The 24173-nt window shown below is 63.0% G+C and carries 24 protein-coding genes and 1 tRNA gene; 16 read left to right on the top strand and 9 right to left on the bottom strand.

From position 1 onward, the window contains the following. Positions 1–33: 33 nt before the first annotated feature. The 6 genes from ftsH to ACR65N_RS13590 all read left to right on the top strand — a co-directional run bounded on the left by ftsH (position 34) and on the right by ACR65N_RS13590 (position 8956). Positions 34–1968 carry an ATP-dependent zinc metalloprotease FtsH gene (gene ftsH, locus ACR65N_RS13615; protein ID WP_430304454.1) on the top strand — a complete coding sequence of 645 codons (1935 nt, stop codon included), beginning with the start codon at positions 34–36 and terminating at the stop codon, positions 1966–1968. Between the two features lie 239 nt (positions 1969–2207). Continuing rightward, on the top strand, positions 2208–3560 hold the full coding sequence (gene glmM / locus ACR65N_RS13610; protein ID WP_430304453.1) for a phosphoglucosamine mutase: 1353 nt from the start codon (positions 2208–2210) through the stop codon (positions 3558–3560). A gap of 236 nt (positions 3561–3796) precedes the next feature. Next, positions 3797–4648, top strand: coding sequence for an outer membrane protein (locus ACR65N_RS13605; protein ID WP_430304452.1), 852 nt, complete (start codon positions 3797–3799; stop codon positions 4646–4648). Between the two features lie 211 nt (positions 4649–4859). Continuing rightward, a complete protein-coding gene (locus ACR65N_RS13600) occupies positions 4860–6032 on the top strand; it encodes a phosphoserine transaminase (RefSeq protein ID WP_430304451.1) in 1173 nt (390 codons plus the stop codon). Between the two features lie 96 nt (positions 6033–6128). Continuing rightward, positions 6129–7724 carry a phosphoglycerate dehydrogenase gene (gene serA / locus ACR65N_RS13595; protein ID WP_440457457.1) on the top strand — a complete coding sequence of 532 codons (1596 nt, stop codon included), beginning with the start codon at positions 6129–6131 and terminating at the stop codon, positions 7722–7724. Between the two features lie 203 nt (positions 7725–7927). Next, positions 7928–8956: a Tim44 domain-containing protein gene (locus tag ACR65N_RS13590; protein WP_440457456.1), complete on the top strand. Its 1029-nt coding sequence runs from the start codon at positions 7928–7930 to the stop codon at positions 8954–8956. Between the two features lie 2 nt (positions 8957–8958). Here the strand turns inward: ACR65N_RS13590 and ACR65N_RS13585 are convergent, their stop codons facing one another. Next, positions 8959–9399 carry a DUF1810 domain-containing protein gene (locus ACR65N_RS13585; protein WP_440457455.1) on the bottom strand — a complete coding sequence of 147 codons (441 nt, stop codon included), beginning with the start codon at positions 9397–9399 and terminating at the stop codon, positions 8959–8961. A gap of 157 nt (positions 9400–9556) precedes the next feature. On the opposite strand from ACR65N_RS13585, the gene ACR65N_RS13580 reads away from it, so the two are divergent. The 3 genes from ACR65N_RS13580 (at position 9557) to ACR65N_RS13570 (ending at position 12279) form a co-directional block, all read left to right on the top strand. Next, positions 9557–10684, top strand: a complete 1128-nt coding sequence (locus tag ACR65N_RS13580; RefSeq protein WP_430304446.1) for a mechanosensitive ion channel family protein — start codon at positions 9557–9559, stop codon at positions 10682–10684. A gap of 184 nt (positions 10685–10868) precedes the next feature. Next, positions 10869–12065: a tRNA 2-thiouridine(34) synthase MnmA gene (gene mnmA / locus ACR65N_RS13575; RefSeq protein WP_440457454.1), complete on the top strand. Its 1197-nt coding sequence runs from the start codon at positions 10869–10871 to the stop codon at positions 12063–12065. Positions 12066–12202: 137 nt separating this feature from the next. Continuing rightward, positions 12203–12279, top strand: a tRNA-Met gene (locus tag ACR65N_RS13570). Between the two features lie 101 nt (positions 12280–12380). On the opposite strand, the gene ACR65N_RS13565 is transcribed toward ACR65N_RS13570, so the two are convergent. Continuing rightward, positions 12381–12572, bottom strand: a complete 192-nt coding sequence (locus tag ACR65N_RS13565; protein WP_440457453.1) for a hypothetical protein — start codon at positions 12570–12572, stop codon at positions 12381–12383. A 311-nt stretch (positions 12573–12883) separates the two neighbouring features. Between ACR65N_RS13565 and ACR65N_RS13560 the strand changes: the two genes are divergently transcribed. After that, complete coding sequence (locus tag ACR65N_RS13560) at positions 12884–13168, top strand: hypothetical protein (protein WP_440457452.1); 285 nt, start codon at positions 12884–12886, stop codon at positions 13166–13168. Positions 13169–13382: 214 nt separating this feature from the next. On the opposite strand, the gene ACR65N_RS13555 is transcribed toward ACR65N_RS13560, so the two are convergent. Beyond that, on the bottom strand, positions 13383–13604 hold the full coding sequence (locus tag ACR65N_RS13555) for a helix-turn-helix domain-containing protein (protein ID WP_430304441.1): 222 nt from the start codon (positions 13602–13604) through the stop codon (positions 13383–13385). A 383-nt stretch (positions 13605–13987) separates the two neighbouring features. On the opposite strand from ACR65N_RS13555, the gene ACR65N_RS13550 reads away from it, so the two are divergent. Both ACR65N_RS13550 and ACR65N_RS13545 read left to right on the top strand, forming a co-directional pair. Next, entirely contained in the window at positions 13988–14176 is a 189-nt protein-coding gene (locus ACR65N_RS13550) for a hypothetical protein (RefSeq protein WP_440457451.1), read from the top strand. 117 nt (positions 14177–14293) lie between these two features. Beyond that, the gene (locus ACR65N_RS13545) at positions 14294–15124 is read left to right on the top strand and encodes a universal stress protein (protein ID WP_440457450.1); all 831 of its coding nucleotides are present in this window, start codon (positions 14294–14296) and stop codon (positions 15122–15124) included. 11 nt (positions 15125–15135) lie between these two features. Here ACR65N_RS13545 and ACR65N_RS13540 read toward each other — a convergent pair whose 3' ends face one another. The 6 genes from ACR65N_RS13540 to ACR65N_RS13515 all read right to left on the bottom strand — a co-directional run bounded on the left by ACR65N_RS13540 (position 15136) and on the right by ACR65N_RS13515 (position 21105). Continuing rightward, entirely contained in the window at positions 15136–15975 is an 840-nt protein-coding gene (locus ACR65N_RS13540) for a GNAT family N-acetyltransferase (RefSeq protein WP_440457449.1), read from the bottom strand. Beyond that, the gene (locus ACR65N_RS13535; RefSeq protein ID WP_440457448.1) at positions 15972–16715 is read right to left on the bottom strand and encodes an aspartate/glutamate racemase family protein; all 744 of its coding nucleotides are present in this window, start codon (positions 16713–16715) and stop codon (positions 15972–15974) included. The genes ACR65N_RS13540 and ACR65N_RS13535 overlap by 4 nt, the downstream gene beginning before the upstream one ends. After that, entirely contained in the window at positions 16715–17533 is an 819-nt protein-coding gene (locus ACR65N_RS13530; RefSeq protein WP_440457447.1) for an ABC transporter permease, read from the bottom strand. The genes ACR65N_RS13535 and ACR65N_RS13530 overlap by 1 nt, the downstream gene beginning before the upstream one ends. A 4-nt stretch (positions 17534–17537) precedes the next feature. Then, on the bottom strand, positions 17538–18443 hold the full coding sequence (locus ACR65N_RS13525; RefSeq protein ID WP_430304435.1) for an ABC transporter permease: 906 nt from the start codon (positions 18441–18443) through the stop codon (positions 17538–17540). A 246-nt stretch (positions 18444–18689) separates the two neighbouring features. Next, complete coding sequence (locus ACR65N_RS13520) at positions 18690–19979, bottom strand: ABC transporter substrate-binding protein (RefSeq protein ID WP_440457446.1); 1290 nt, start codon at positions 19977–19979, stop codon at positions 18690–18692. Positions 19980–20019: 40 nt separating this feature from the next. Further along, positions 20020–21105 carry an ABC transporter ATP-binding protein gene (locus ACR65N_RS13515; protein ID WP_440457445.1) on the bottom strand — a complete coding sequence of 362 codons (1086 nt, stop codon included), beginning with the start codon at positions 21103–21105 and terminating at the stop codon, positions 20020–20022. A 244-nt stretch (positions 21106–21349) separates the two neighbouring features. On the opposite strand from ACR65N_RS13515, the gene ACR65N_RS13510 reads away from it, so the two are divergent. From ACR65N_RS13510 to ACR65N_RS13495, 4 genes are all read left to right on the top strand, one after another. Next, on the top strand, positions 21350–22060 hold the full coding sequence (locus ACR65N_RS13510) for a GntR family transcriptional regulator (RefSeq protein WP_440457444.1): 711 nt from the start codon (positions 21350–21352) through the stop codon (positions 22058–22060). Positions 22061–22296: 236 nt separating this feature from the next. After that, the gene (locus tag ACR65N_RS13505) at positions 22297–22617 is read left to right on the top strand and encodes a hypothetical protein (RefSeq protein ID WP_430304430.1); all 321 of its coding nucleotides are present in this window, start codon (positions 22297–22299) and stop codon (positions 22615–22617) included. 170 nt (positions 22618–22787) lie between these two features. Further along, entirely contained in the window at positions 22788–23141 is a 354-nt protein-coding gene (locus tag ACR65N_RS13500) for a DMT family protein (RefSeq protein WP_440457443.1), read from the top strand. Positions 23142–23340: 199 nt separating this feature from the next. Next, the gene (locus tag ACR65N_RS13495; protein WP_430305000.1) at positions 23341–24153 is read left to right on the top strand and encodes an SDR family oxidoreductase; all 813 of its coding nucleotides are present in this window, start codon (positions 23341–23343) and stop codon (positions 24151–24153) included. Positions 24154–24173: the final 20 nt, after the last annotated feature.

Genomic DNA, 24173 nt, shown 5'->3' with positions numbered 1-24173 from the left:
CCATGAGCGGGCCGTCATTGTCCGGGGAGTTCGATGAACCCAAACTTTCGTAATTTCGCCCTTTGGGCGATAATCGCCCTGCTGCTGATCGCTTTGTTCAGCATGTTCCAGACGGCGCCGACGCAGACGAGTTCGCGGGAAATCCCGTACTCGCAGTTCCTGCGCGACGTCGATTCCGGACGTGTCCGCGATGTTGTGGTGACGGGCAACCGTGTTCTCGGTACCTTCACGGAGAACGGCACCGGCTTCCAGACCTATTCTCCGGTCATCGACGACAGCCTGATCGAACGGCTGCAGTCGAAGAACGTGACGATCGTGGCGCGTCCTGAAACCGATGGTTCGTCGGGCTTCCTGAGCTATATCGGAACGCTGTTGCCGATGCTGCTGATCCTTGGCGTCTGGCTGTTCTTCATGCGCCAGATGCAGGGTGGCTCGCGCGGTGCGATGGGCTTTGGCAAGTCAAAGGCGAAGCTTCTGACCGAAGCGCATGGCCGCGTCACCTTCGATGATGTTGCCGGTGTCGACGAAGCCAAGGCCGACCTCGAGGAAATCGTCGAATTCCTGCGTGATCCGCAGAAGTTCCAGCGTCTCGGCGGTCGCATTCCGCGCGGCGTGCTGCTGGTCGGCCCTCCGGGTACGGGTAAGACGCTGCTGGCGCGATCGGTTGCCGGTGAAGCCAACGTACCGTTCTTCACCATCTCCGGTTCGGACTTCGTCGAAATGTTCGTCGGCGTTGGCGCAAGCCGTGTCCGTGACATGTTCGAGCAGGCCAAGAAGAACGCGCCCTGCATCATCTTCATCGACGAAATCGATGCCGTCGGTCGCCATCGTGGCGCCGGTCTCGGCGGCGGTAACGATGAACGCGAGCAGACGCTGAACCAGCTGCTGGTCGAGATGGACGGCTTCGAGGCGAACGAAGGCATCATCCTGATCGCCGCCACCAATCGTCCCGACGTTCTGGACCCGGCGCTCTTGCGTCCCGGCCGTTTCGACCGTCAGGTCGTCGTGCCGAACCCGGACATCGTCGGCCGCGAGCGGATCCTCAAGGTGCATGCCCGCAACGTGCCGCTGGCACCGAATGTCGACCTCAAGGTTCTGGCACGCGGTACGCCCGGCTTCTCCGGTGCGGATCTGATGAACCTCGTCAACGAGGCAGCCCTCATGGCCGCACGTCGCAACAAGCGGCTGGTGACGATGGCCGAATTCGAAGACGCCAAGGACAAGATCATGATGGGTGCGGAGCGCCGCTCCTCCGCCATGACCGAAGCCGAGAAGAAGCTGACCGCCTACCACGAAGCCGGCCACGCTATCACGGCACTCTACGTTCCGGTTGCCGATCCGCTTCACAAGGCGACCATCATTCCGCGCGGCCGTGCACTCGGCATGGTCATGCAGCTTCCCGAGGGCGATCGCTACTCGATGAGCTACAAGTGGATGGTGTCGCGTCTGGTCATCATGATGGGCGGCCGGGTTGCCGAGGAACTGACGTTCGGCAAGGAAAACATCACCTCGGGTGCTTCCTCCGATATCGAGCAGGCCACCAAGCTTGCCCGCGCCATGGTCACGCAGTGGGGCTTCTCCGACATCCTCGGTCAGGTTGCCTATGGCGAGAACCAGCAGGAAGTCTTCCTCGGTCACTCCGTGTCGCAGTCGAAGAACGTGTCGGAATCGACGGCCCAGAAGATCGACATGGAGGTCCGCCGGCTGATCGACGAAGCCTATGTCGAAGCGCGCCGCATCCTCACCGACCAGCACGACGAGTTCGTTACTCTGGCGGAAGGGCTCCTTGAATACGAAACCCTGTCGGGTGCCGAAATCAAGGCGCTGATCAAGGGCCAGAAGCCGTCGCGCGACCTGGGTGACGATACGCCGGCCCGTGGGTCTGCCGTTCCGAAGGCCGGTCCGAAGAAGGACGAGCCGAAGGGCGACGGCGAACCGGAAAGCGGGCTTGAGCCGCAGCCGCACTAACTTCGGCGCACCAACTTGGGCAAAGGCCGTCGGAGCAATCCGGCGGCCTTTTGTCGTCTCGTTAAGACCCTCTTCAGGTTTCGGTAACGGGATATGATGGATTTTGACGCTAATTTATGTGCCCGGACCACCATTCTATGGCATGAGCAAGCAACACAGCCATGCGCGGCACCGTTCTGCCGGCTGAAGCTTACAACAAGACGCGCCGTTCCCAGGCGCGCAGGCACCAAGGAGCATTCATGACACGCCGTTATTTTGGCACCGATGGCATTCGAGGTCAGTCGAACGTTTTCCCGATGACGCCGGACCTGGCGATGCGGGTCGGCATCGCGGTCGGCACGCTGTTTCGCCGCGGCAGCCATCGGCATCGTGTGGTGATCGGCAAGGACACGCGCCTGTCGGGCTACATGCTGGAAAACGCGCTGGTGGCGGGCTTCACCGCAGCCGGGCTCGACGTCTTCCTGCTCGGCCCCATTCCGACGCCGGCCGTCGCCATGCTGACCCGCTCGCTGCGCGCCGACATCGGCGTGATGATCTCGGCCTCGCACAATCCGTTCGCCGACAACGGCATCAAGCTGTTCGGCCCTGACGGCTACAAGCTGTCCGACGAGCTCGAGCAGGAGATCGAGGATCTGCTCGACAAGGACCTCTACTCGCAACTCGCCAAGCCCGCCGAGATCGGCCGGGCCAAGCGCGTCGACGGGGACATCTATCGCTACATCGAATTCGTCAAGCGCACCCTTCCGCGCGACGTGACCCTGCACGGCCTGAGGATCGCCATCGATTGCGCCAACGGCGCCGCCTACAAGGTCGCACCGGCCGCGCTCTGGGAGCTCGGCGCCGACGTGGTGACGATCGGCAACGAGCCGAACGGCACGAACATCAACCTCGATTGCGGCTCCACCAGCCCGGATGCTCTGCGCAAGAAGGTCCACGAGGTGCGTGCCGATATCGGGATAGCGCTCGATGGCGACGCCGACCGGGTGATCATCGTCGACGAGAACGGCGAGATCATCGATGGCGACCAGTTGATGGCGGTGATCGGCGAGAGCTGGGCGGAGGACGAGAAGCTGCGTGGCGGCGGCATCGTCGCGACGATCATGTCCAATCTCGGCCTCGAACGCTTCCTCAACGACAAGGGGCTGTCGCTCGCCCGCACCAAGGTCGGCGACCGCTATGTCGTCGAGCATATGCGCCACAACGATTTCAACGTCGGCGGCGAGCAGTCCGGCCATATCGTGCTGTCGGACTTCGGCACCACCGGCGACGGCCTTGTTGCCGCGCTGCAGATCCTGGCACGGGTGAAGCGCCTCGGCATGCCGGTCAGCGAAGTCTGCCGGCGCTTCGAGCCTGTGCCGCAGCTGTTGCGCAACGTCCGGTTCAGCGGCGGAAAGCCGTTGGAGGATATCATCGTGCGCCAGGCGATCGAGAGTGCCGAAGCGGAACTCGGCGGCCGCGGTCGTCTGGTGATCCGGCCGTCCGGCACGGAACCCCTGATCCGGGTCATGGCGGAAGGCGACGACCGGGCGCAGATCGAGCGCATCGTCAGCGACCTGGTGGGCGTGATCGGAAATGTCCGCACGGCGGCCTGATCCGTCTAGACCCATCGCTGGTCATTCGAACCCGCATCCTCGGAGATGCGGGTTTTTCTTTGTCGCAAGGCAGGTTTGCTTGCGACATCTTCCCGGCGTTCCGAAATGGTTGCGGCTCAACCTTTACGGGTCGTTATGCTTAATTGCTCCTTAACCTTTATCGTTAATGATCCTCGTCAGATTTGGACGATCTGGTCGCGTTGCGCGCCAAGACAATCGAACCTGGAGTGGGATCCATGAAGACTACCCTGACTGGCGCGCTTCTGGTCGCCTTGCTGGCGGCGACCTCGGCACTTTCCGCTGATCTTTACCAGCCGCAGCCGGAGCCGCAGTATACCGATGTCCCAGAAGTCACGGTGCAGTCGTCGACCGGCTGGTACCTGCGCGGCGATGTCGGCTACGGCTTCAACGACCTCAAGGGCGCCAACTTCAACCAGGGCGGCTTCAGCGGCGAGAGGGTCGACTTCGACCGGTCGGAACTGCGCGACGCCTTCACGCTCGGCGGCGGTGTCGGCTACCAGGTCAACAATTACCTGCGCACCGACCTGACCTTCGACTACCTGTTCAAGAGCAAGTTCGAGGGATCGACTTCCGGTGGCGGAGCCGCGTTCGGCGCCTGCGTCGGACCCTGCACCTCGACGGACCGCTCCAGCCTGCGCGCCTACAGCCTGCTCGCAAACGCCTATGTCGATCTCGGCACCTACGGCTACATCACGCCTTACGTCGGCGCCGGTATCGGCGGCACCTACGTGAAGTGGGACCGGCTGCGCAACACGTCCTGCGCCGATGACGGCAGCGGCTGCGACGGCACCTTCGAGCACGGCGGCAAGGGCAGCTGGCGCTTCACCTACGCCCTCATGGCAGGTGCGACGATCGACGTGACCTGCAACGTTAAGGCCGACATCGGCTACCGCTACCGCCACGTCAACGGCGGCGACATGTTCGGCTATGCCGAAAACGGCGGCCCGGGCTTCGACAAGGGCTTCGACGTCCACGAAGCACGCATCGGTGCCCGCTACAACTTCGGCGGTTGCGCCGAGGCCTATGTGCCGGAAGAAGCTCCCCCGCAGCCCATCGTCTACAAGTAACCATCGCCGTCAACCGGCACCATTCGATCCAAGGGCCGCTCCGCAAGGGGCGGTCCTTAGCGTTTCAGGCGGATGGACGGTGGCGGGCAGGGTACGTAAAAACGCCATTTGCTTCCTCGCAAGCGACTTGACCCGACCCGAGGCTTCGCGTACCAACGCCAGTGGGACACCCTTCCCCAACGAAGGGCTTTCTATCTGGAAGGATAGCCACATGGCGAACATCGCACAGCCGGACGTACGTCCGAACAATACCCATTTCTCTTCTGGCCCCTGCTCGAAGCGCCCCGGTTGGTCGCTCGACGCGCTCTCCGATGCCCCGCTCGGTCGTTCGCACCGCGCCAAGGTCGGCAAGGCGAAGCTGAAGCAGGCCATCGATCTCACCCGCGAAATTCTGGAAGTCCCGGCGGATTACCGCATCGGCATCGTGCCGGCTTCCGACACCGGCGCCGTGGAAATGGCGCTCTGGTCGCTGCTCGGCGAGCGCGGCGTCGACATGCTGTCCTGGGAAAGCTTTGGTGCCGGCTGGGTTACCGATGTCGTCAAGCAGCTGAAGCTCAAGGACGTGCGCAAGCTGGAGGCCGACTACGGCCTGCTGCCGGATCTCGGCCAAGTCGATTTCGACCGCGACGTCGTCTTCACGTGGAATGGCACCACCTCCGGCGTGCGCGTGCCGAACGCCGACTTCATTCCGGCCGACCGCAAGGGTCTGACGATCTGCGATGCCACTTCGGCAGCCTTCGCGCAGGGCATGGACTTCTCCAAGCTCGACGTCGTCACCTTCTCCTGGCAGAAGGTTCTGGGCGGCGAGGGCGGTCACGGCGTGATCATCCTGTCGCCGCGTGCTGTCGAGCGCCTGACCACCTACGTTCCGGCCTGGCCGCTGCCGAAAATCTTCCGCATGACCTCCGGCGGCAAGCTGATCGAGGGCATCTTCACCGGCGAGACCATCAACACGCCGTCGATGCTGTGCGTCGAGGACTATCTCGATGCGCTCAACTGGGCAAAATCGCTGGGCGGCCTGAAGGGCCTGCGTGCCCGCGCCGATGCCAACGCCCAGGTGATCTTCGATTTCGTCGAGAAGAACGACTGGATCGCCAACCTGGCGGTCGATCCGGCGACCCGTTCCAACACCTCGGTCTGCCTGAAGATCGTCGATCCCGAAGTCGTGGCGCTCGACGCCGACCAGCAGGCGGCATTCGCCAAGGGTGTCGTTGCTCTCCTCGAAAAGGAGAACGTCGCGCTTGATATCGGTGCCTACCGCGATGCCCCGTCGGGCCTGCGCATCTGGGCCGGTGCGACGATCGATACCGCCGACATGCAGGCCGTGATGCCATGGCTGTCCTGGGCCTATGAGACCCAGAAGGCGGCATTGGCCAAGGCCTGACAGGCCGCAGCTTCCGGTCTCGCCGCAAGGGCGGGGCCGCGCATTCCCGAACAGACTGAACCCTTTTTGCTTGAACTCTTTTGAAGGAGGCCTCTCGTGGCACCTCGCGTTCTCGTATCCGACGAACTGTCGGAAACCGCCGTCCAGATCTTCCGCGACCGTGGCGTCGAAGTCGATTTCCAGCCGAAGCTCGGCAAGGACAAGGACAAGCTCGCCGAAATCATCGGCAACTATGATGGCCTCGCGATCCGTTCCGCCACCAAGGCGACGGAAAAGCTGATTGCTGCTGCGACCAACCTCAAGGTCATCGGCCGCGCCGGCATCGGCGTCGACAATGTCGATATTCCGGCGGCGTCCAAGCGCGGCATCATCGTCATGAACACGCCGTTCGGCAACTCGATCACAACGGCCGAGCACGCGATTGCGCTGATGTTCGCGGTTGCCCGCCAATTGCCGCAGGCCGATGCCTCGACGCAGGCCGGCAAGTGGGAAAAGTCGAAGTTCATGGGCGTCGAGATCACCGGCAAGACGCTGGGTGTCATCGGCGCCGGCAATATCGGCGGCATCGTCTGCAAGAAGGCGATCGGCCTTGGCATGCATGTCATTGCCTATGACCCCTTCCTGTCCGTCGAGCGGGCGCGGGAAATGGGCGTCGAAAAGGTCGAGTTGGACGAGCTCCTGTCACGCGCCGATTTCATCACCCTGCACGTGCCGATGACCGACAAGACGCGCGGCATTCTCGGCCGCGAAAACCTCGGCAAGACCAAGAAGGGCGTGCGCATCATCAACTGCGCCCGCGGCGGTCTGGTGGATGAGGCAGCGCTTGCCGAAGCCATCAAGTCCGGCCATGTCGCCGGCGCTGGTTTCGACGTCTTCGAAGTGGAGCCGGCAACCGAAAGCCCGCTGTTCGGCCTCGACAATGTCGTCTGCACGCCGCATCTGGGTGCCTCGACCACGGAAGCCCAGGAGAATGTCGCTCTGCAGGTGGCCGAGCAGATGTCGGATTACCTGGTGAAGGGTGCCGTCTCGAACGCCATCAACATGCCGTCGATCACCGCCGAGGAAGCGCCGATCCTGAAGCCGTTCATCCGGCTGGCCGATGTTCTCGGCGCGTTTGTCGGTCAGGTGACCGAAGACCCGATCAAGCAGATCGAGATCCTGTTCGATGGCGCCACCGCCAACATGAACACCCGGGCGCTGACATCGGCCCTGCTAGCTGGCCTGATCCGCAACCAGGTGTCCGACGTCAACATGGTTTCGGCGCCGATCATGATCAAGGAAAAGGGCATCGTGCTCTCCGAGGTCAAGCGCGACAAGACGGGCGTCTATGACGGCTACATCAAGCTGACGGTGACCACCGACAAGCAGTCGCGCTCGGTCGCCGGCACCGTCTTCTCCGACGGCAAGCCGCGCTTCATCCAGATCAAGGGCATCAACATGGACGCCGATGTCGGCGCCAACATGGTCTACATCTCTAATACCGACGTTCCCGGCATGATCGGCTTCATGGGCACGACGCTCGGCAATGCCGGGGTCAATATCGCCAACTTCCAGCTCGGTCGCGAGAAGGAAAACGGCGATGCGATCGCGTTGCTCTACGTCGATGGTCCGGTGGATCAGGCGGTGCTCGACCAGCTGATTGCCAACCCGGCCATCAAGCAGGCCAAGCCGCTGTCCTTCAACGTCGACTGAGACGGGCCGACGAAACCTGAAACAGAATAGCCCGGCCGGATCTCTTCCAGCCGGGCTTTTTTGCGATTTGCTGCATTGTGGGGTGGAAAACCGATCAACAATTCTCACGATGTCAAAAAATCGGCGGCGCCGGCTAACAGGCTGGCGGATGGCTCTCTATATAGAGTGCACGCTCGCAACAGCGGATCTATGAGGAGAGAGACATGTTTTCAACGCTTCGACGCTTCAGGCACGTTTTGTCGGTGCTGGCGCTCGGAATGGTGGTATCGCTGGCGGCGGTTGATTTCGCCGAGGCTCGTCGCGCCGGTGGTGGCGGTTTCGGCAGCCGTGGCACGCGCACGTATTCGGCACCCCCGTCGACCAATACCGCGCCTACGACGGCCGCGCCTATTCAACGCTCGATGACGCCGAACCAGGCGACCAACCAGGCAGCTCCTGGCGTTGCCGGTGCGCAGGCTGCAGCTCAGCCGCGTCGCGGTATGTTCGGCGGCTTCGGCGGCGGTATCCTGGGTGGTCTGTTCCTCGGCGGCCTGTTCGGCATGATGATGGGCAACGGCTTCGGCGGTCTCGGCGGCATGTTCGGCATGCTCTTCCAGATGCTGCTGATCGGCGGCCTGATCTTCCTGGCCATGCGCATGTTCGCCCGCCGCTCGCAGCCTTCGCCGAGTGCTGCTGGCCCGAACGCCTCCAACCGCTCCAGCTATGAGCCGCCGCAGGGCAATCAGGGCGGCTTCAAGATCCCGCAGATGGGTTCGCTCGGCGGCGGGTCGGCTGCTGGTGCGGCTCAGGCTGCCAAGCCGCGCGCCGCGTCGGCCGCAACGGACGAAATCGGCATCACCAGCCGCGACCTCAGCCAGTTTGAAAGGCTGCTGACGGATGTGCAGACGGCCTATGGCGCGGAAGACTACGCCAAGATCCGGGCGCTCTCGACGCCGGAGGCGATGTCCTATCTTGCCGAGGAACTGGGCGAGAATGCCACCAACGGCCAGCGCAACGATGTCAAGGACGTGCAGCTGATCCAGGGCGACCTGTCTGAAGCCTGGCGCGAAAACGGCCAGGAATTTGCAACGGTCGCAATGCGCTACCAGAGCATTGACGTGATGCGTGACCGCGACACCGGCAATGTCGTGTCCGGCGATCCGAACACGCCGACGGAGGCAACCGAGATCTGGACCTTCGTGCGCAAGCCCGGCCAGGAGTGGAAGCTCTCGGCAATCCAGGGCGTCAACTGAGGTCAGAGCCGGGCGAGCGTTTCGCCGTCCGGCCTGCCATCGCAGAACTGATCAAGGGCTCGCTCGAAAGGCGAGCCCTTTTCGCTGATCGCCGCAAACAGCGTCATCGACGAGCGGAATTTCAGGTCGTCCGGCGAACCGAAGATCTCCTGCGCGGTGCGGCCCGCATGCGTGAGCATCGCCTGCGTGCATTCCAGCAGCCGCGGACCGAGCAGCGGATGTGCCGCGTAGGCCTGCGCTTCAGCGCGACCTGAAATTGCATAGTGCCGCGCGGTAGCGGACCGACCCAGCCCCTCGATCTGCGGAAAGATGAACCACATCCAGTGCGAATGCTTGCGACCGGCAATCAACTCGCGCAGTGCCTGCGAGTAGATGCTCTCCTGGGCACTGACGAAGCGCGCTAGATCGTGGGTGTCGTCCGCCCGTGCCGTTCGCTCTGTCATGTGCCGTGTCCTCCTGGCGCCATTGCGCTCCCTGATCGATGTCTTCCAACATCGAAAGCTTGCATTCCGTTTCAACAAGGCCAGAAAAACCAGCCGCTCACACCTTTGTTAGCCGGCCGGGGTTTTCTCTGCTGCATTGCACTCTAACTGCGGTGCCATGGAACAGCGCCTTGAACAGTATCTCTATCCCGTGGTCCGCTGGTTGCCCGACTGGTTCATCAGCATGGTCGTTCTGGTGGTCGCCGTCTTCGTCGGCTGGCTCATCCACCGGATCGTCTTCCGCCTGCTGACCCGCATCGTTTCCAAGCGCGACCTCTTCTGGAGGTCGCTGATATCGCGCAACCGGCGGCCCCTGCGCATCGCCATCGTCGTCTGGATCCTGAACCCGGCCGTCGCCATCGCGCCGCTCACCGACCGGCAGGCGGATCTGATCCGCCACCTGCTGCTGCTGGCCTTCATCTCGCTCGTCGGCTGGATGGCCCGCACCGCCCTGCATATCTGGCTGACGGTGTATCTGCGGCGCTTCAAGCTGGATGCCGAAGACAATCTGCTGGCCCGCAAGCACGTGACGCAATCGCGCATCCTGGAGCGGGTGGCCGCAACGCTGATCGTCGCCTTCACGCTGTCTGCGGCGTTGATGAGCTTTCCAGCAGTGCGCCAGTACGGCGTTTCGCTGATGGCCTCGGCGGGCGTTGCCGGTATCGTGCTCGGCCTTGCGCTGCAGCCGGTGCTGAAGAACCTGTTTGCCGGCATCCAGCTGGCGATCACCCAGCCGATCCGCATCGACGATGCGCTGATCGTCGAGGGCGAATGGGGTAAGGTCGAGGAGATCACCTCGACCTATGTGGTGGTCAAGCTGTGGGACTGGCGCCGGCTGATCCTGCCGCTCGGCTACTTCATCGAAAAGCCGTTCCAGAACTGGACCCGCGAGGGCGCGGCACTGATCGGCACGGTGATGATCTACCTCGACTACACGATCCCGGTCGAAGAGGTGCGCCGCAAGGTGGAGGAGATCGCTGCGAATTCGGACCTGTGGGATCGGCAGGTGGTCAACGTAGCGGTCACCGATTTCCGCGAGAACGTCATGGAAATCCGCATCCTCGTCTCGGCATCGGATGGCGGCAGGACATTCGATCTGCGCTGCGAGGTGCGCGAGAAGCTGATCGACTATATCCGGCGCGAGTATCCGCAATCGCTGCCGAAGGTGCGCGCGCAGGCGCCGGACGGGCAGGACGTGCAGGCGGGCGCCATCTCCGAAGGCGCTGCGCGGATGATGCAGTCGTAACAGGGACGTTCTCTCACATCCAAGCCGGAGACGCGCACGATGCGTAAAAAGCGCAAACCTTGCGTTTTTGCCGCATTCTTTCTATATCCGCAGCAGACTGGACACGGCCCCAGATGTCGCCGTGGATGAGCCGTGATGCCTGCGACCGATTGCGCAGACGGGCGAGACGACCGAGAGAGTTCCTGTGAACACACTGGATTTTGACAAGAGGCCGGAGGATACGCGCGTCGTCGTGGCGATGTCCGGCGGAGTGGATTCCTCTGTCGTGGCCGGGCTTCTGAAACGCCAGGGCTACGACGTGCTCGGCATCACCCTGCAGCTTTACGATCATGGCGCCGCCGTCCACCGCGCCGGGTCCTGCTGCGCCGGTCAGGATATCGACGATGCGCGCCGCGTTTCCGAAACGCTCGGCATCCCACATTACGTGCTGGATTATGAAAAGCGGTTTCGCGAGACGGTGATCAATCCGTTTGCCGAAGCCTACGCCATGGGCGAAACGCCGGTGCCCTGCGTGGCCTGCAACCAGACGGTCAAGTTCGCCGATCTGCTGGCAACCGCAAAGGAACTCGGTGCCGACGCCCTGGCGACCGGCCACTACATCCGCTCGAGCGCCAATCCGACGCCCGGCAATCCCAATCGGCGGGCACTGTTCAGGCCGGTTGATGCCGACCGCGACCAGAGCTGGTTCCTGTTCGCCACGACGCAGGAGCAGATCGATTACCTGCGCTTTCCGCTTGGCGGCATGTCGAAGGCGGATGTGCGGGCGCTTGCCGAAGACATGGGGCTGGTCGTCGCCAAGAAGGCCGACAGCCAGGACATCTGCTTCGTTCCCGCCGGCAAGTATGCCGACATCATTGCCAAGGTTAAGCCGAATGCGGCGCTGGCCGGCGATATCGTGCACATTGACGGGCGGCGCCTCGGCCGCCACGAAGGTATCGTCCATTACACGATCGGCCAGCGGAAGGGCCTCGGTGTCGCAACCGGCGAGCCGCTCTACGTGGTCTATCTCGATGCACGCAGCCGACGGGTGATCGTCGGGCCGAAAGAGGCGCTGGAGACGCGCCGCGTCTACCTGCGTGACATGAACTGGATCGGCGATCGTCCACTCGACGTGGACGCGCGTGAGGGCTTCGAGTGCTTCGCCAAGGTGCGCTCGACGCGTCCGCCGACGCCGGCGACGTTCTTTGCGGACGAGCGCGGCATTTACGTCGACCTGGCGATCGGCGAGGCGGGCGTCGCGCCCGGGCAGGCCTGCGTTCTCTATTCGGCGGAAGGTGCGGATGCGCGCGTCTGGGGCGGCGGTTTCATCGATCGCTCGGAGCGCGCCGCGGATGCCGAAGCCTCGCTGAAGGCGCTTCTTGCGGCACCTGCCGCGGCCTGACGCTGCGCTGCCGCAAACGCTGGAAAAACCGGCCGGGATTTGAAACAAGCGCGCTTGACTTTGGTCGGAGCAACACACTATAAGCCCCCCATCGCGCCGGACGCCACGGGCTTTCAATGCTCACGGCGGCGCGATTTGGCGGGGTAGCTCAGGTGGTTAGAGCGTGGGATTCATAACCCCAAGGTCGGCGGTTCAAGTCCGCCCCCCGCTACCAACTTCATCACATATCTGAGTTGTCTGGAGCCGCTGCGAAGCCTGTGTAGCCGGACAGGCGCTGTCCGTCTCTAACGCTGCGCCGTGCGCAGACAGCAGCGCCTACCGAAGTCCTCGGTATTCCAGCAGCCTTTTCAGGAGCGGATAACAGGTCATCGCCAGGATGACCCCGCCGACGGACCAGCCAAGCGCGCCTCCACCGATCACCTCTTCGAATACGTAGGCTGTCGCGATGTAGCCTGCGAGCGCAAGCATTGCTTGCCAGATCAAGTCCTTCGTCATGAGGCTCTGCATGGTGTTCTCCTGAGCCAGAGAGCGCAGGATGCCCGTGATCGGTGCCGTTAACAATGGCTGCCGCTATGACAGAACGGCCCGGCGCTGACGTCAGTCCAGCCCAGTCGATCTTTGGATGGTGGAGTTCCTGCGAGCCACCCTGCAAACAGCGCCCGCCGACGAAGCAAGGCTCGCCATATTGCGGTTCCGGGACAGTAAAGATACGCCATCGGACCGAAGCTGTGCGCGTCTAACCTGATTGTTTGCAATCCATTCACCGTTGAATATTACACGCGATCGGGATATGCATGTCGTGCCACAGGAGTACTGCAATGCAGAAAGACGAAGTCATGCACGCGTTGTATGAATTGGCCGGAGTAAAGCGCGGTGCGCTGCGCCTGATGCGCGGCGCAGCCTATTTCATAGTATCCGCGCTCCTGCTGACCGTGAATACTTATGAGATAGAGCCGATCTGGACGATCGCTCTTGCGATCGGCATCCTCGGCATTTTCGATACCAGCGCCACTATTGGCCGCGTCAGTATCGCCATTCTGGCAGTCATGGCAGTCATTCCGCTGAAGGCGATCGTTGCGGTCGTAGGCGTCTTTGCGTCCTGATTGAGAGGCGTCAAGCCTCTGCCGCCACCTCAGGTTGACGGGATTAGGTTCTGGTGTCGAGGGGCATTGAGCAGTCGCGCGAATTTGAACAGCTGGCGCTCGTATAGAGACATTGGCGCGTGGCGCCGATAGCCGTCGGCCGTAACCGACATGTCGCCGACGTTGTGGAGGCGACGGCAGAGCGGGCAGAGCCCGCTCCCGTGTGTCACTCAGGTCAGATCGGCAAGGCGGGAAGGCGCAGCGCCGATGCCACCCGCTGGATGCGCAATGGATCCAGATCGCGACCGTCCTCGATGGTTTCCAGTTCCGCTATCGTCAGTCCGCAGGCGATTGCCAGGTCCTCGAAGCTGTAGCCGCTCGCTTTGCGGGCTTCGGTGATCTTCGAAGCGATGGAGACCGAATTCGCGGGATCGAATTTTGTTTGCATGATCGTCATAAAGAACTCCGTTGAGAGTGCCGACCGGAGCCGGGAATAGGGAGGTGCCGACAATGAAGAATGTCGCCAGTCTCGGAGTTTGCCGCAGCGCAGCATAGATAGACCTTAAGACGCCGAAGTCCAAGCCCCTGCGCCGCGGTTTGTCGGAGGCGACTTCAAGCGGAGCAGTAACGATGCCGAGCCAAACTGGTTGCCGGTGACCAAAGCTTTTCACAAGAACAGGATGCAGCGCCAGTGGGCAGACGCCGAGGCAGGCGGGAAGGAGCAAGGTTTTTTAACATTGACGGCTGGATTGGCGAAGTATTCTTCGACACTCCTTGTGACCTGCGGCACGGTTTGCTCATCTTGTGGAGCATCAGGCTCATTTCATCTGGAGGGTCGACATGATTGGTGGCTTTAGCCTGTTCGGTTTCGATCTGTTCGGACTGACGCAAAGGAGGCCGGCGTCCGATGAACGGGCCGACAAGGATGGCGTGGCCGAGGACGAGGCGGACGAGCAGCCCAATCGGGACAGGGACTTGCGGCTGGAGCCGGCCGACATCTTCTTCTGGGGGATGTATCCCGTCTACTGAGGCAACTGCCACGGCACTGCGTCCCGCTTTTGATCAGGATCAAGTCTGCCGTCGCCAGCCACGCTAATCTCCACTGCATCGGAGGCGCTTTAGCCTCCAGCGTTCAGGGAGAGCGGCATGTTGTTCAAGACCTTACTTGCAGTCGTCGGAAGCGATGGTGCCGAGGCCGATATTGCGCGAGCCATCGACCTCGCCGGCAGGCTCGATGCACACCTTTCGGTGCTTGTCGTGGATCTCGCCGTGCCGCCCGGTATCGGCGACTATCCGGTCGGCGTGGTCTGGCTCGATGAGCGGGTCGCCGACATGCAGGCCCTGAACACGGCCGCCGACAGGGTGCAGATCCTGTGCGAAGCTTCGGGCCTGCCGTTCGACCTCAGCCGCTATTATACCGAGCGCGCCTTCCTGGCGGACAACGTCTTCCAGCGGGCGCTCTACAGCGACCTTGTGATCGTTGGCGACAAGACCGGTGCTGACGCGCGGTTGCTGACCGAAATCGTCGATGGCGCGGTGTTCGAAGCGCAACGGCCGCTGCTGTTGCTGCCGAAGAACCATACGGCGGCCCTGCCTGTGAAGACCGTACTCGTTGCCTGGAATTCAAGGGCTGAAGCCGGGCGTGCGGTGCGCGAGGCGATCGACATCCTGACGAATGCCGAGACCGTGCATGTGGTGCTTGTCGATCCGGATGCCTCCTACCACCACAACGGCGGCGAGCCCGGTGCCGAGGTGGCGGCGTTTCTGGATCGCCACGGCGTGAAGGTGACGATCGACCAGTTGCCGAGCGGCGGCCGACCCGTCGAGGATGTGCTTCGCGCGCATGCGGTGGAGATCGGCGCCGACCTCATCGTCATGGGCGCCTACGGGCATTCCCGCCTGCGCGAGCGGATTTTCGGCGGTGTCACACACGCGCTGCTGGAGACGACGCCGGTGCCGGTGCTGCTCGCCCGCTGAGGGCTTCGGGATCAGCCGAGTTCGAGCGTCGTCACACCATAGACGAGGTGCCGATCGTGGAGCGGAGGCGTGCCTTTGTACATGCGGGCGGTGACGAAGCCCGCGGTAAAGGCAAGCCGTTGCAGACGGGCAGAAAACACCGTCTGGTCCTCGGGCACGTCGATGTGCACCTCGTCTGCTCCCGCCTGCATGGCCAACGCCTCAAATAGCGTTTCGGCATGCTCTTCGTCATCGGCGAAGAGCGGGCCGATCTTGAACCCGTCATGACAGCGTCGCAGCGCGCCATACCCTCTGACGGCGCCATCCATGCAAATGGCGAGTGCCGTGCGCGGCGGCGAAAGCCAGGCGTCGAGGAAACCGCGACGCTGCGACGGGAAGGCTCGCGCATCGAGTGCGGCGATCTGCGGCAGGAGGTCGGGCGTCACGCTCACAAGGCCCGATGACGGCGATGTCAGCGCCGGAACGCGACCGCTCCAGCGGATCGTCCGGTAGGCCGGCGCGAATCCCATGCGCGCATAATTTGCCTGCTGGGCCGGCACGCCGTCGAGGCCGATGGTTCGCGTCCCGAGGGATGTCAGCGCGTGATCCCAGAGCGCCCGACCGTGCCCCTGTCCGCGAAAATCGGGATGGCAGATGTAGAGGCCGATGAAGGCAAAACGGTCATTGTACCGGATCGCGGAAATGCCGGCTGCCATCCGCCCATCGACAAAGCAGCCGAGAAAGCCTTTCGGGTCCGCCGCGATGAACGGCGCGGCATCGTCGAGGCCCGGGTTCCAGCCTTCCGCTTTCGCCCAGCCGATCAGGTCGCCGACCTGCGAGAGGTTCAGGGTCAGGATGTCGCGGCCCGTCACGCCGACAGCGCCGTCGGTTCGAAAGGCGCAAGCAGGCCGGTATAGGTCTTGGAGATCGGCGTCGCGTAGGCGCCGCGCTTGGCGGTGGTCAGCCCCAGCGAAACCAGCGCCTCGGCCTGCTTGACGGCGGCGGCGACGCCATCGACGACCGGCACGCCGAACTCACGCTGCAGTTCCGCGGTCAGATCCGCCATGCCGGCACAGCCGAGGACGATGGCCTCGGCTCTGTCGTCGCGCAGTGCCAGCGCGATCTCGGCGCAGAGCCGTTCGCCGGCATTGGAGGCGGGGTCTTCGAGCGACAACACCGGAATGTCGGCAGCCCGCACCTTCACGCGTCCGGCCATGCCGTAGCGCTGGACGAGATGCTCGATCGGCAGGCGCGAGCGCTCCATGGTGGTGACGATAGTGATGCGCTGGGCGATGAACGAGACGCTGGCAAGGGCTGCCTCGCAGATGCCGATGATAGGAATGCCGCACAGCGCCCGGGCGGCATCGAGGCCGGTATCGTCGAAGCAGGCGATGATCGCCGCATCGGCGCCCTGTTGCTCGCCTCTGGCGATCTCCATGAGCAGGCCCGGCACGGCCAATGCTTCATCGTAATAGCCTTCGATCGAGGCCGGCCCCATGGTCGAGGTGGCGGCGACGATTTCGGTGCCGACGGCGGCGACTCGCCAGGCGGCATCGGCGGCGGTCGCCGTCATGCTGGCCGTGGTGTTCGGATTGACGAGCAGGATCTTCATCAGAGCCTTGCCTGTCGGCGGTTGATCATGACGATCAGTGCCAGTGTTCCGGCAATCACCAGGAAGGAGAACAGCGTGGTCACCGTTCCCAGCGCATAGAGCACCGGCGTCGTGACATTGGTGGTCATGCCGTAGATCTCCAGCGGCAGGGTGTTGTAGGTGCCTGATGTCATCAGCGTGCGGGCGAATTCGTCGTAGGAGAGGGTGAAGCCAAACAGACCGACGCCGATCAGCGACGGAGCGATCATCGGCAGCACGACGTGGCGGAATGTTTGCCAGGAGGTGGCGCCGAGGTCGCGGGCAGCTTCCTCGTAGGCCGGCGAGAACCGGTTGAAGACGGCGAACATGATCAGCACGCCGAACGGCAGCGTCCAGGTGAGGTGGGCGCCGAAGGCGGAGGAGTACCAGGCCGGCTGCAGGCCGAGCTGGGAGAACAGCACGCCGATGCCGAGCGAGATGATGATCGACGGCACCACGAGGCTGGCGACGGACAGGTAGAAGAGCGCGGTCGCGCCGGCAAACCGGCGGCGGAAGGCAAGGCCGGCCAGCAGTGACACCGCGACCGTCACCACCATCACCATCACGCCAAGCGCTGCCGAGCGGCGGAAGGCGCCGCCGAAATCGCCCACCGCCTGGGTCTCGAACAGGTTGGCGAACCAGCGCAGCGACACGCCGTTGAGCGGGAAGGTGAGGCCGCCGTTCGGTCCCTGGAACGAGAGGATGAGGATCGCCGAAAGCGGCCCGTAGAGGAACAGCACGAAGAGGCAGAAGACGATGGCGAGAATGTAGAATTCGCGGGAGCGCTTGTCGGAATACATAGTGTCAGAGCTCCTTGCGGATATCGACGATGCGCAGGATGCCGGCGACCATCAGGAGAACGAGGACCAGCAGCACGACGGCGTTGGCGGCGGCTGCCGGATATTGCAGCAGCGACATCTGGTTCTTCATCATCAGCGCGACGGACGCGCTCTGGCCGCCGGACATCACCTGCACGGTGGAGAAATCGGCCATCACCAGGGTGACGACGAAGATCGTGCCGATCGCCATGCCGGGCTTTGCCAGCGGAATGATGACATTGGTCAGCACCTGCCAGCCGGACGCGCCGGCATCGCGGGCCGCCTCGACGAGGCTCTTGTCGATGCGCATCAAGGTGTTGAAGATCGGCGTCACCATGAACAGCGTGTAGAGATGCACCATGGCCAGCACCACGGCGAAATCCGAATAGAGCAGCCATTCCACCGGCTCGGCGATCAGGCCGGCATCCACCAGTGCCGAATTGATCAGCCCGTTACGGCCGAGCACCGGGATCCACGAGATCATGCGGATGATATTGGATGTCAGGAACGGCACGGTGCAGACGAGGAACAGCACCATCTGCATGGTGGCGGTGCGGATGTGAAAGGCGAGGAAGTAGGCGACCCAGAAGCCGAGGAAGAGGGTGATTGCCCAGACCATCGCCGCGAACTTCAAGGTGTTGAGATAGGTCTTCCAGGTAACCCAGGACCCCAGCGTCTCGACGTAGTTCATCGTCAGGAGGTCGGGATACATCTGGGCGAAATCATAGTCCCAGAAGCTGACGACGAAGATCATCACCAGCGGCAGCAGCAGGAAACAGCCGAGGATGACAGCGAGCGGCGTCGCCTGCAGGTAGGACACCAGCCAGAGCGGCAGCCTGCGACTGGACTTTACCTTCGGCTCGCCGACGCCGAGAAATCGTACGGTGGTCATTCCTGGTCGTCTCCTTCGGGAAATTCCCCCTCTGGCCTGCCGGCCATCTCCCCCACAAGGGAGGAGACGACGAGCGGCCAAGTCCTACCCTCCGTTGGGAGGCCCACTCCGCAGCGTCCTGCGAAATGTCGTCGGCGGAGTCCCGATCCCGCTGCGGAACCGCGTAGAGGCACAGCGGCTCGGCAGGTATCCCTCCCCCTTGTGGGGAGGGTGGCCGGCAGGGGGGGTGGGGACTTCTTCACGTCATCAAGCGGCGATGAACTCGTTCCAGCGGCGAACCATGTAGCGGTCCTCGTCCATCACGGAGTTCCAGCACGCGACCTTGCCCATGCGGTCCTCGAACGAGCCGCCATCGCGCACGGCGCCGGCCTTCTCCATGACCTTGCCTTCCGGCGAGAGCACGTCGTTTGCAGCGGCCTTGCCCTCGATCCAGTAACCCCATTCGTCGGGCGTCATGAAGCCCTTGGCGGTCTCCATGCAGGCCGAATAGTAGCCCTGGCGGTTGAGGTAGCCGCCGACCCAGCCGGACGTGTACCAGTTGATGTATTCGTAGGCGGCATCCAGCTGCGCGCCCTTGAGGTGCGAGGCGAGGCCGAGGCCGCCGCCCCACGAGCGGTAGCCTTCCTTGAGCGGCTGATACTTGCAGGCGATGCCCTTGGAACGGACGGCGGCAACGGCCGGCGACCACATGGACTGGATGACCACTTCGCCCGAAGCCATCAGGTTGACGCTCTCGTCGAAGCTCTTCCAGAAGGCGCGGAACTGGCCGTCCTGCTTGGCCTTGATCAGGAAGTCGATCGTCTTGTCGATCTCGGCCTTGGTCATGTTGCCCTTGTCGGCATACTTGATGTTGCCCATGGCTTCCATGATCATCGCGGCATCCATGATGCCGATCGACGGGATGTTGAGGATCGATGCCTTGCCCTTGAACTTCGGGTCCATGATGTCGGCCCAGCTGGTAATCTCGCGGCCGACGAGATCCGGGCGAATGCCCAGCGTGTCGGCATTGTAGATCGTCGGCATCATGGTGAAGTATTCGGTCTCGCCCTTGGCGAACTTCTTGTCGCCGACCTTTTCCACGTAGCCGACGGTATGCGGTGCGGTGCCCTGGGCAATGACGCTGTCCGGCTTCAGCTTGCCGTTCTTGAACAGCGGCACGACCTTGTCGTAGTACTTCAGCTTCTTGACTTCCATCGGCTGGATGACGCCTGTCGGGTAGACCTTCTTCAGGATCCAGTACTCGATATCGGCGATGTCGTAGGAGTTCGGCTGAGTGACGGCGCGCTGGGCGGCGGCGTCACTGTCGGTCGCCGTCATCTCCAGCGTGATGCCGAGGTCGGCCTTGCACTTTTCGGCAATCGCATTGATGTTCGAGACGCCGGTGCCGAACTGGCGCAGGGTGATCTTCGACTGCGCCCAGATGGTCGGGAAGCCGGTGATGGCGCCGGAGCCGGCGGCGAGGCCGGCGGCGGCGGATGCGGTCTTCAGCAGGTTGCGGCGGGTCAGGCCGGCTGCTGTCTTCTTGGAATTCGTCATGCCCTGATCTCCTCTGGAGGTTGTTGTTATTGCTTTTCGGTTATTGGGAGCGGCCGAGGACGATGACGTCCTCGGGGCTCCAGGACAGCTGGATGGCTTCGCCGACCCGGACCGGTTCGTCGAAGAACATCTTGTCGCTGAGGATGGCGGTGAACTCCTCTATGCCCGCGCCGGTGGCGGAGAGCTTCACGGAGGCACCGCGATATTCGATGTTGGACACGCTGCCGATGAAACCGAGGCCGGGCTGCGATGCGGTGCCGATCTTCACCCGGTCGGTGCGGATGGCGATATCCACCGGCTCGCCGATCTCGCGGCCGTCCGAAGGTGCTGTGAACTCGCCGCCTGCCGGAACCGCAAGCGTCAGCATCTCTCCGTGAATAGCGCCGACGCGCCCGGAGATGACGTTGTGATCACCCATGAAGCGCGCCACGAAGGCGGTCGCCGGGCGTTCGAAGACGGTGCGCGGCGGCGCCGCCTGCTCGATGCGCCCGTCGTTCATCACCACCACCAGATCGGCAAGCGCCATCGCTTCTTCCTGGCTGTGGGTGACGTGCACGAAGGTGATGCCGAGCGAGGTCTGCAGCTTCTTCAGTTCGGCGCGCATGCGGATCTTCAGGAACGGATCGAGCGCCGACAGCGGTTCGTCGAGAAGCAGCGCTTCCGGATCGGTGATCAGCGCCCGGGCAAGCGCCACGCGTTGCTGCTGGCCGCCCGACAGCTGTGCCGGCCGGCGCGTCGCATACGGCTCCAGCTGCATCAGCGTCAGCATCTCCATCGCCTTGGCGCGACGGACCTCCTTGTCGACGCCCTTCATCTTCAGCGAGAAGGCGACGTTGTCGACGAGGTCGAGATGCGGAAACAGCGCATAGGACTGGAACATCATCGCCGTACCGCGGCTTGCCGGCGCAAGATCGGTGACGTTCTTGTTGCCGAGCAGGACATCGCCGCTGGTGATACCCTCGTGACCGGCGATCATCCGCAGCGTCGTCGTCTTGCCACAGCCGGATGGGCCAAGGAGGCAGCAGTAGCTGCCGGCCGGTATCTGCAGGCTGATCGGGTGCACGGCGGTGGTGCTGCCGTAGACCTTCGATACCGATGCGAGCTCGATCTTTGCCGCTTTGGTCATGCATGTCTCCTGATGAGGCAAGCTTACCCATGCATCCGCCGTGCCAGTTCGAGAACGGATGCCTGACGGGCCTCGTCGGCGGACCAATGCGCGCGGGGCGCACTGCATGCACAAGGCAGGTGCAGCGGTTGCGCAAAATTGAAGCGATTGGATACGATCAACGGTGCGTTGCGTATGCAATCCTTATCGAGGGTTTGCAGAGGAGCGAGTTCGCGCTAAGCTTGGTCGTCACATGGAAGTGCCAATGACCATCAGCGACATGCTCTCCCCCTTCGACATCCCTCCCGACGATCGAGCTCTGGCCATCCGCGAAACGCTGCGGAACGCGATCGTCGATCGCCGTCTGGCGCCGGGCACGAAGCTGTCGGAAAGCGAGGTCGGCTCGCTGTTCGAGGCCAGTCGCACCGTGGTGCGCGCCGCCTTGCAGATGCTTGCCTTTGAGGGGCTGGTAAAGTCGGAGCGCAATCGCGGGGCGTTCGTCGCCAATCCGACGCCGGAGGAAGCCCGGCAGGTGTTCGCCTCGCGGCGTCTCATCGAGCCGGGCATCGTTGCCGGCGCCGTCGAACGGGTGACGGATGCGGATATTGAGGCCTTCCGCCATCAGTTGCAGGAAGAGGTCCGGTTCATGAACGAGCGGGGGCCGGCGGCGCGTCGGGCGGAGATCAAGGCGTCGGGCGATTTCCATCTGATGCTGGCGCAGCTCTCCGGCAACATCATCCTGCAGCGGTTCATGGACGAGCTCATTGCCCGCTCGTCCCTGGTCATCGCCCTCTATGGCAGCACCGGCGTCTCGCGCTGCGGCCACAACGAACATGGCGACATCCTAGAGGCGCTGGAGAAGCGCGACGTGAAGCAGGCAAGCGCCCTGATGCTCCACCATATCGACCACATCGAAGCCGATCTCGATATCCGGGTGCGCGAGGGACTTGCACTGCGCGATGCGCTCGATATCTGAGCGTTGACGCGGCCGCCAGCAAGACTTCTGAGCCGCCCGTTGCCGATCCAGGTTGCGCATGTAAAGCCGGGATGCAGCCAAGACCTCCGGCTGCGAACAACTTGCGGAATTTCTCACTGACATCAGGAAAAAGAATCACTTTCGGCACAAGATATGACCGGAACAAGATGCTATGCTTTGCGTTTAGGCGAGGCAAAGTATTAGCGTGCCGGATGATCAACGGCCAAGGAGGAAATATGAAAAGATTTATCGGAGCGGTCGGTGTAGCTTTCGCGCTCACCGCTGCCGGCCTCGCCTCGACTGTGCCGGCACATGCACAAGGCGTCGAACTGCAGATCGGTCCCGATGGCGTGCGTCCGGTTGTTCGCGATCGTGATCGCGACCGCCGCCCGATGGGCTGCAGCGAGCGCGAAGCCCGCGCCGCCGCCCGCGAGTCCGGCCTGCGCGACCCGGAAGTTGTCCGCGTGACGCCCAGCCGCGTCGTCGTCGAAGGCAGGACGCGTCGCGGTCCCGACCGCATCACCTTCGCCAACGAACGCGGTTGCCCGGAACTGTAAGATCCGGTTCTTCCGACACATAGAAGCTCGCCTCCCGGCGGGCTTTTTTGTTTTTTCAGGTTCTCCTGTTCTGGCGGGCACGGTGTCCAAAAGTGATGAAGACAGCGTTTTCATCCGTCCTATAAGCGGCTAGGGGATCTTCCACTTCATCCCAACAAGGCGCCGAGCCCATGCCCATTTCGTTTTCGCCCGCGGCCATCTGGCCGATCATCATGCTGTTTGCTTCCAACATCTTCATGACATTTGCCTGGTACGGCCACCTGAAGCACAAGGGAACGGCGATCTGGATCGCCATCGTCGTCAGCTGGGCGATCGCCTTCTTCGAATATTGCCTTGCGGTGCCGGCCAACCGGATGGGCTCGGAGGTCTATTCGACGGCGCAGCTGAAGACCATGCAGGAAGTCATCACGCTCCTGGTGTTTTCCGGCTTCTCGGTTTTCTGGCTGGGCGAGAACCTGACCTGGAATCACGCAATCGGCTTTGCCCTGATCGCTATCGGCGCGTCCTTCATCTTCCGCGGCTGAAAACCCTCCGGGTTCGAGATCCAGCCCCGCAGGTCCTCGTCCTGCGGCGATTTTGCGCGCCGGCAACCGGCGCCCCTCGGTGTCAGGGGCGGGGGAACATCCGCACCGGCTATTGGTTTAACAGGCTCCCCAACAGCCAACGAGGTAGACCATGTCCGAGCAATATCCGACGCCGCCCTTCGATCAGAAGCAGATCCCGATGCCGGGCATGACGCGCGACATGACCCCGACGCCGGACCATGGCGAGACCTCCTATCGCGGCTCCGGACGGCTTGAAGGCAAAAAGGCCGTCATCACCGGCGGCGACAGCGGCATTGGACGGGCAGTCGCGATCGCCTATGCGCGCGAGGGCGCCGACGTCCTGATTTCCTATCTGGATGAATTCGAGGATGCCACGGAAACCAAGCGTCTCGTCGAAGAAGCCGGCCGCAAGGCGGTGCTCGTCGCCGGCGACCTGCAGAATTCCGAGCATTGCCGCAAGGTGATCGACACCGCCGTCAACGAACTTGGCGGGATCGATATCCTCGTCAACAATGCAGCGCACCAGGCGACCTTCTCGTCGATCGAGGAGATCCCGGACGAGGAGTGGGAACTGACCTTCAAGGTCAACATCCATGCGATGTTCTATCTGACCAAGGCGGCGGTCAAACACATGAAACCCGGCAGCGCGATCATCAACACGGCGTCGATCAATTCCGACAGCCCGAGCCCGCAGCTGCTTGCCTATGCGACCACCAAGGGCGCCATCCAGAACTTTACGGCAGGCCTGGCCCAGCTGCTGGCGGAGCAGGGTATCCGCGCCAACGCGGTCGCGCCGGGTCCGATCTGGACGCCGCTCATCCCGTCGACGATGCCGGAGGAGAAGGTCAAGAATTTCGGTATGCAGGTGCCGATGAAGCGCCCGGGCCAGCCGGCGGAACTCGCCACCGCCTATGTGATGCTCGCCGATCCGCTGTCGAGCTATGTGTCCGGCGCGACGATCGCCGTGACCGGCGGCAAGCCGATCATCTGAGCGGTCATCTTCGGCGACTG

Source organism: Rhizobium sp. SAFR-030 (assembly GCF_059415005.1).
This window is presented reverse-complemented; position numbering and strand designations above follow the sequence as displayed.

Excerpts from the sequence above, each read along its gene's own strand:
- ftsH (WP_430304454.1), top strand. The coding sequence starts at position 34 with ATGAACCCAAACTTTCGTAATTTCGCCCTTTGGGCGATAATCGCCCTG.
- glmM (WP_430304453.1), top strand. The coding sequence starts at position 2,208 with ATGACACGCCGTTATTTTGGCACCGATGGCATTCGAGGTCAGTCGAAC.
- ACR65N_RS13605 (WP_430304452.1), top strand. The coding sequence starts at position 3,797 with ATGAAGACTACCCTGACTGGCGCGCTTCTGGTCGCCTTGCTGGCGGCG.
- ACR65N_RS13600 (WP_430304451.1), top strand. The coding sequence starts at position 4,860 with ATGGCGAACATCGCACAGCCGGACGTACGTCCGAACAATACCCATTTC.
- ACR65N_RS13590 (WP_440457456.1), top strand. The coding sequence starts at position 7,928 with ATGTTTTCAACGCTTCGACGCTTCAGGCACGTTTTGTCGGTGCTGGCG.
- ACR65N_RS13585 (WP_440457455.1), bottom strand. The coding sequence starts at position 9,399 with ATGACAGAGCGAACGGCACGGGCGGACGACACCCACGATCTAGCGCGC.
- ACR65N_RS13580 (WP_430304446.1), top strand. The coding sequence starts at position 9,557 with ATGGAACAGCGCCTTGAACAGTATCTCTATCCCGTGGTCCGCTGGTTG.
- ACR65N_RS13565 (WP_440457453.1), bottom strand. The coding sequence starts at position 12,572 with ATGCAGAGCCTCATGACGAAGGACTTGATCTGGCAAGCAATGCTTGCG.
- ACR65N_RS13560 (WP_440457452.1), top strand. The coding sequence starts at position 12,884 with ATGCAGAAAGACGAAGTCATGCACGCGTTGTATGAATTGGCCGGAGTA.
- ACR65N_RS13555 (WP_430304441.1), bottom strand. The coding sequence starts at position 13,604 with ATGACGATCATGCAAACAAAATTCGATCCCGCGAATTCGGTCTCCATC.
- ACR65N_RS13550 (WP_440457451.1), top strand. The coding sequence starts at position 13,988 with ATGATTGGTGGCTTTAGCCTGTTCGGTTTCGATCTGTTCGGACTGACG.
- ACR65N_RS13545 (WP_440457450.1), top strand. The coding sequence starts at position 14,294 with ATGTTGTTCAAGACCTTACTTGCAGTCGTCGGAAGCGATGGTGCCGAG.
- ACR65N_RS13535 (WP_440457448.1), bottom strand. The coding sequence starts at position 16,715 with ATGAAGATCCTGCTCGTCAATCCGAACACCACGGCCAGCATGACGGCG.
- ACR65N_RS13530 (WP_440457447.1), bottom strand. The coding sequence starts at position 17,533 with ATGTATTCCGACAAGCGCTCCCGCGAATTCTACATTCTCGCCATCGTC.
- ACR65N_RS13525 (WP_430304435.1), bottom strand. The coding sequence starts at position 18,443 with ATGACCACCGTACGATTTCTCGGCGTCGGCGAGCCGAAGGTAAAGTCC.
- ACR65N_RS13520 (WP_440457446.1), bottom strand. The coding sequence starts at position 19,979 with ATGACGAATTCCAAGAAGACAGCAGCCGGCCTGACCCGCCGCAACCTG.
- ACR65N_RS13515 (WP_440457445.1), bottom strand. The coding sequence starts at position 21,105 with ATGACCAAAGCGGCAAAGATCGAGCTCGCATCGGTATCGAAGGTCTAC.
- ACR65N_RS13510 (WP_440457444.1), top strand. The coding sequence starts at position 21,350 with ATGACCATCAGCGACATGCTCTCCCCCTTCGACATCCCTCCCGACGAT.
- ACR65N_RS13505 (WP_430304430.1), top strand. The coding sequence starts at position 22,297 with ATGAAAAGATTTATCGGAGCGGTCGGTGTAGCTTTCGCGCTCACCGCT.
- ACR65N_RS13500 (WP_440457443.1), top strand. The coding sequence starts at position 22,788 with ATGCCCATTTCGTTTTCGCCCGCGGCCATCTGGCCGATCATCATGCTG.
- ACR65N_RS13495 (WP_430305000.1), top strand. The coding sequence starts at position 23,341 with ATGCCGGGCATGACGCGCGACATGACCCCGACGCCGGACCATGGCGAG.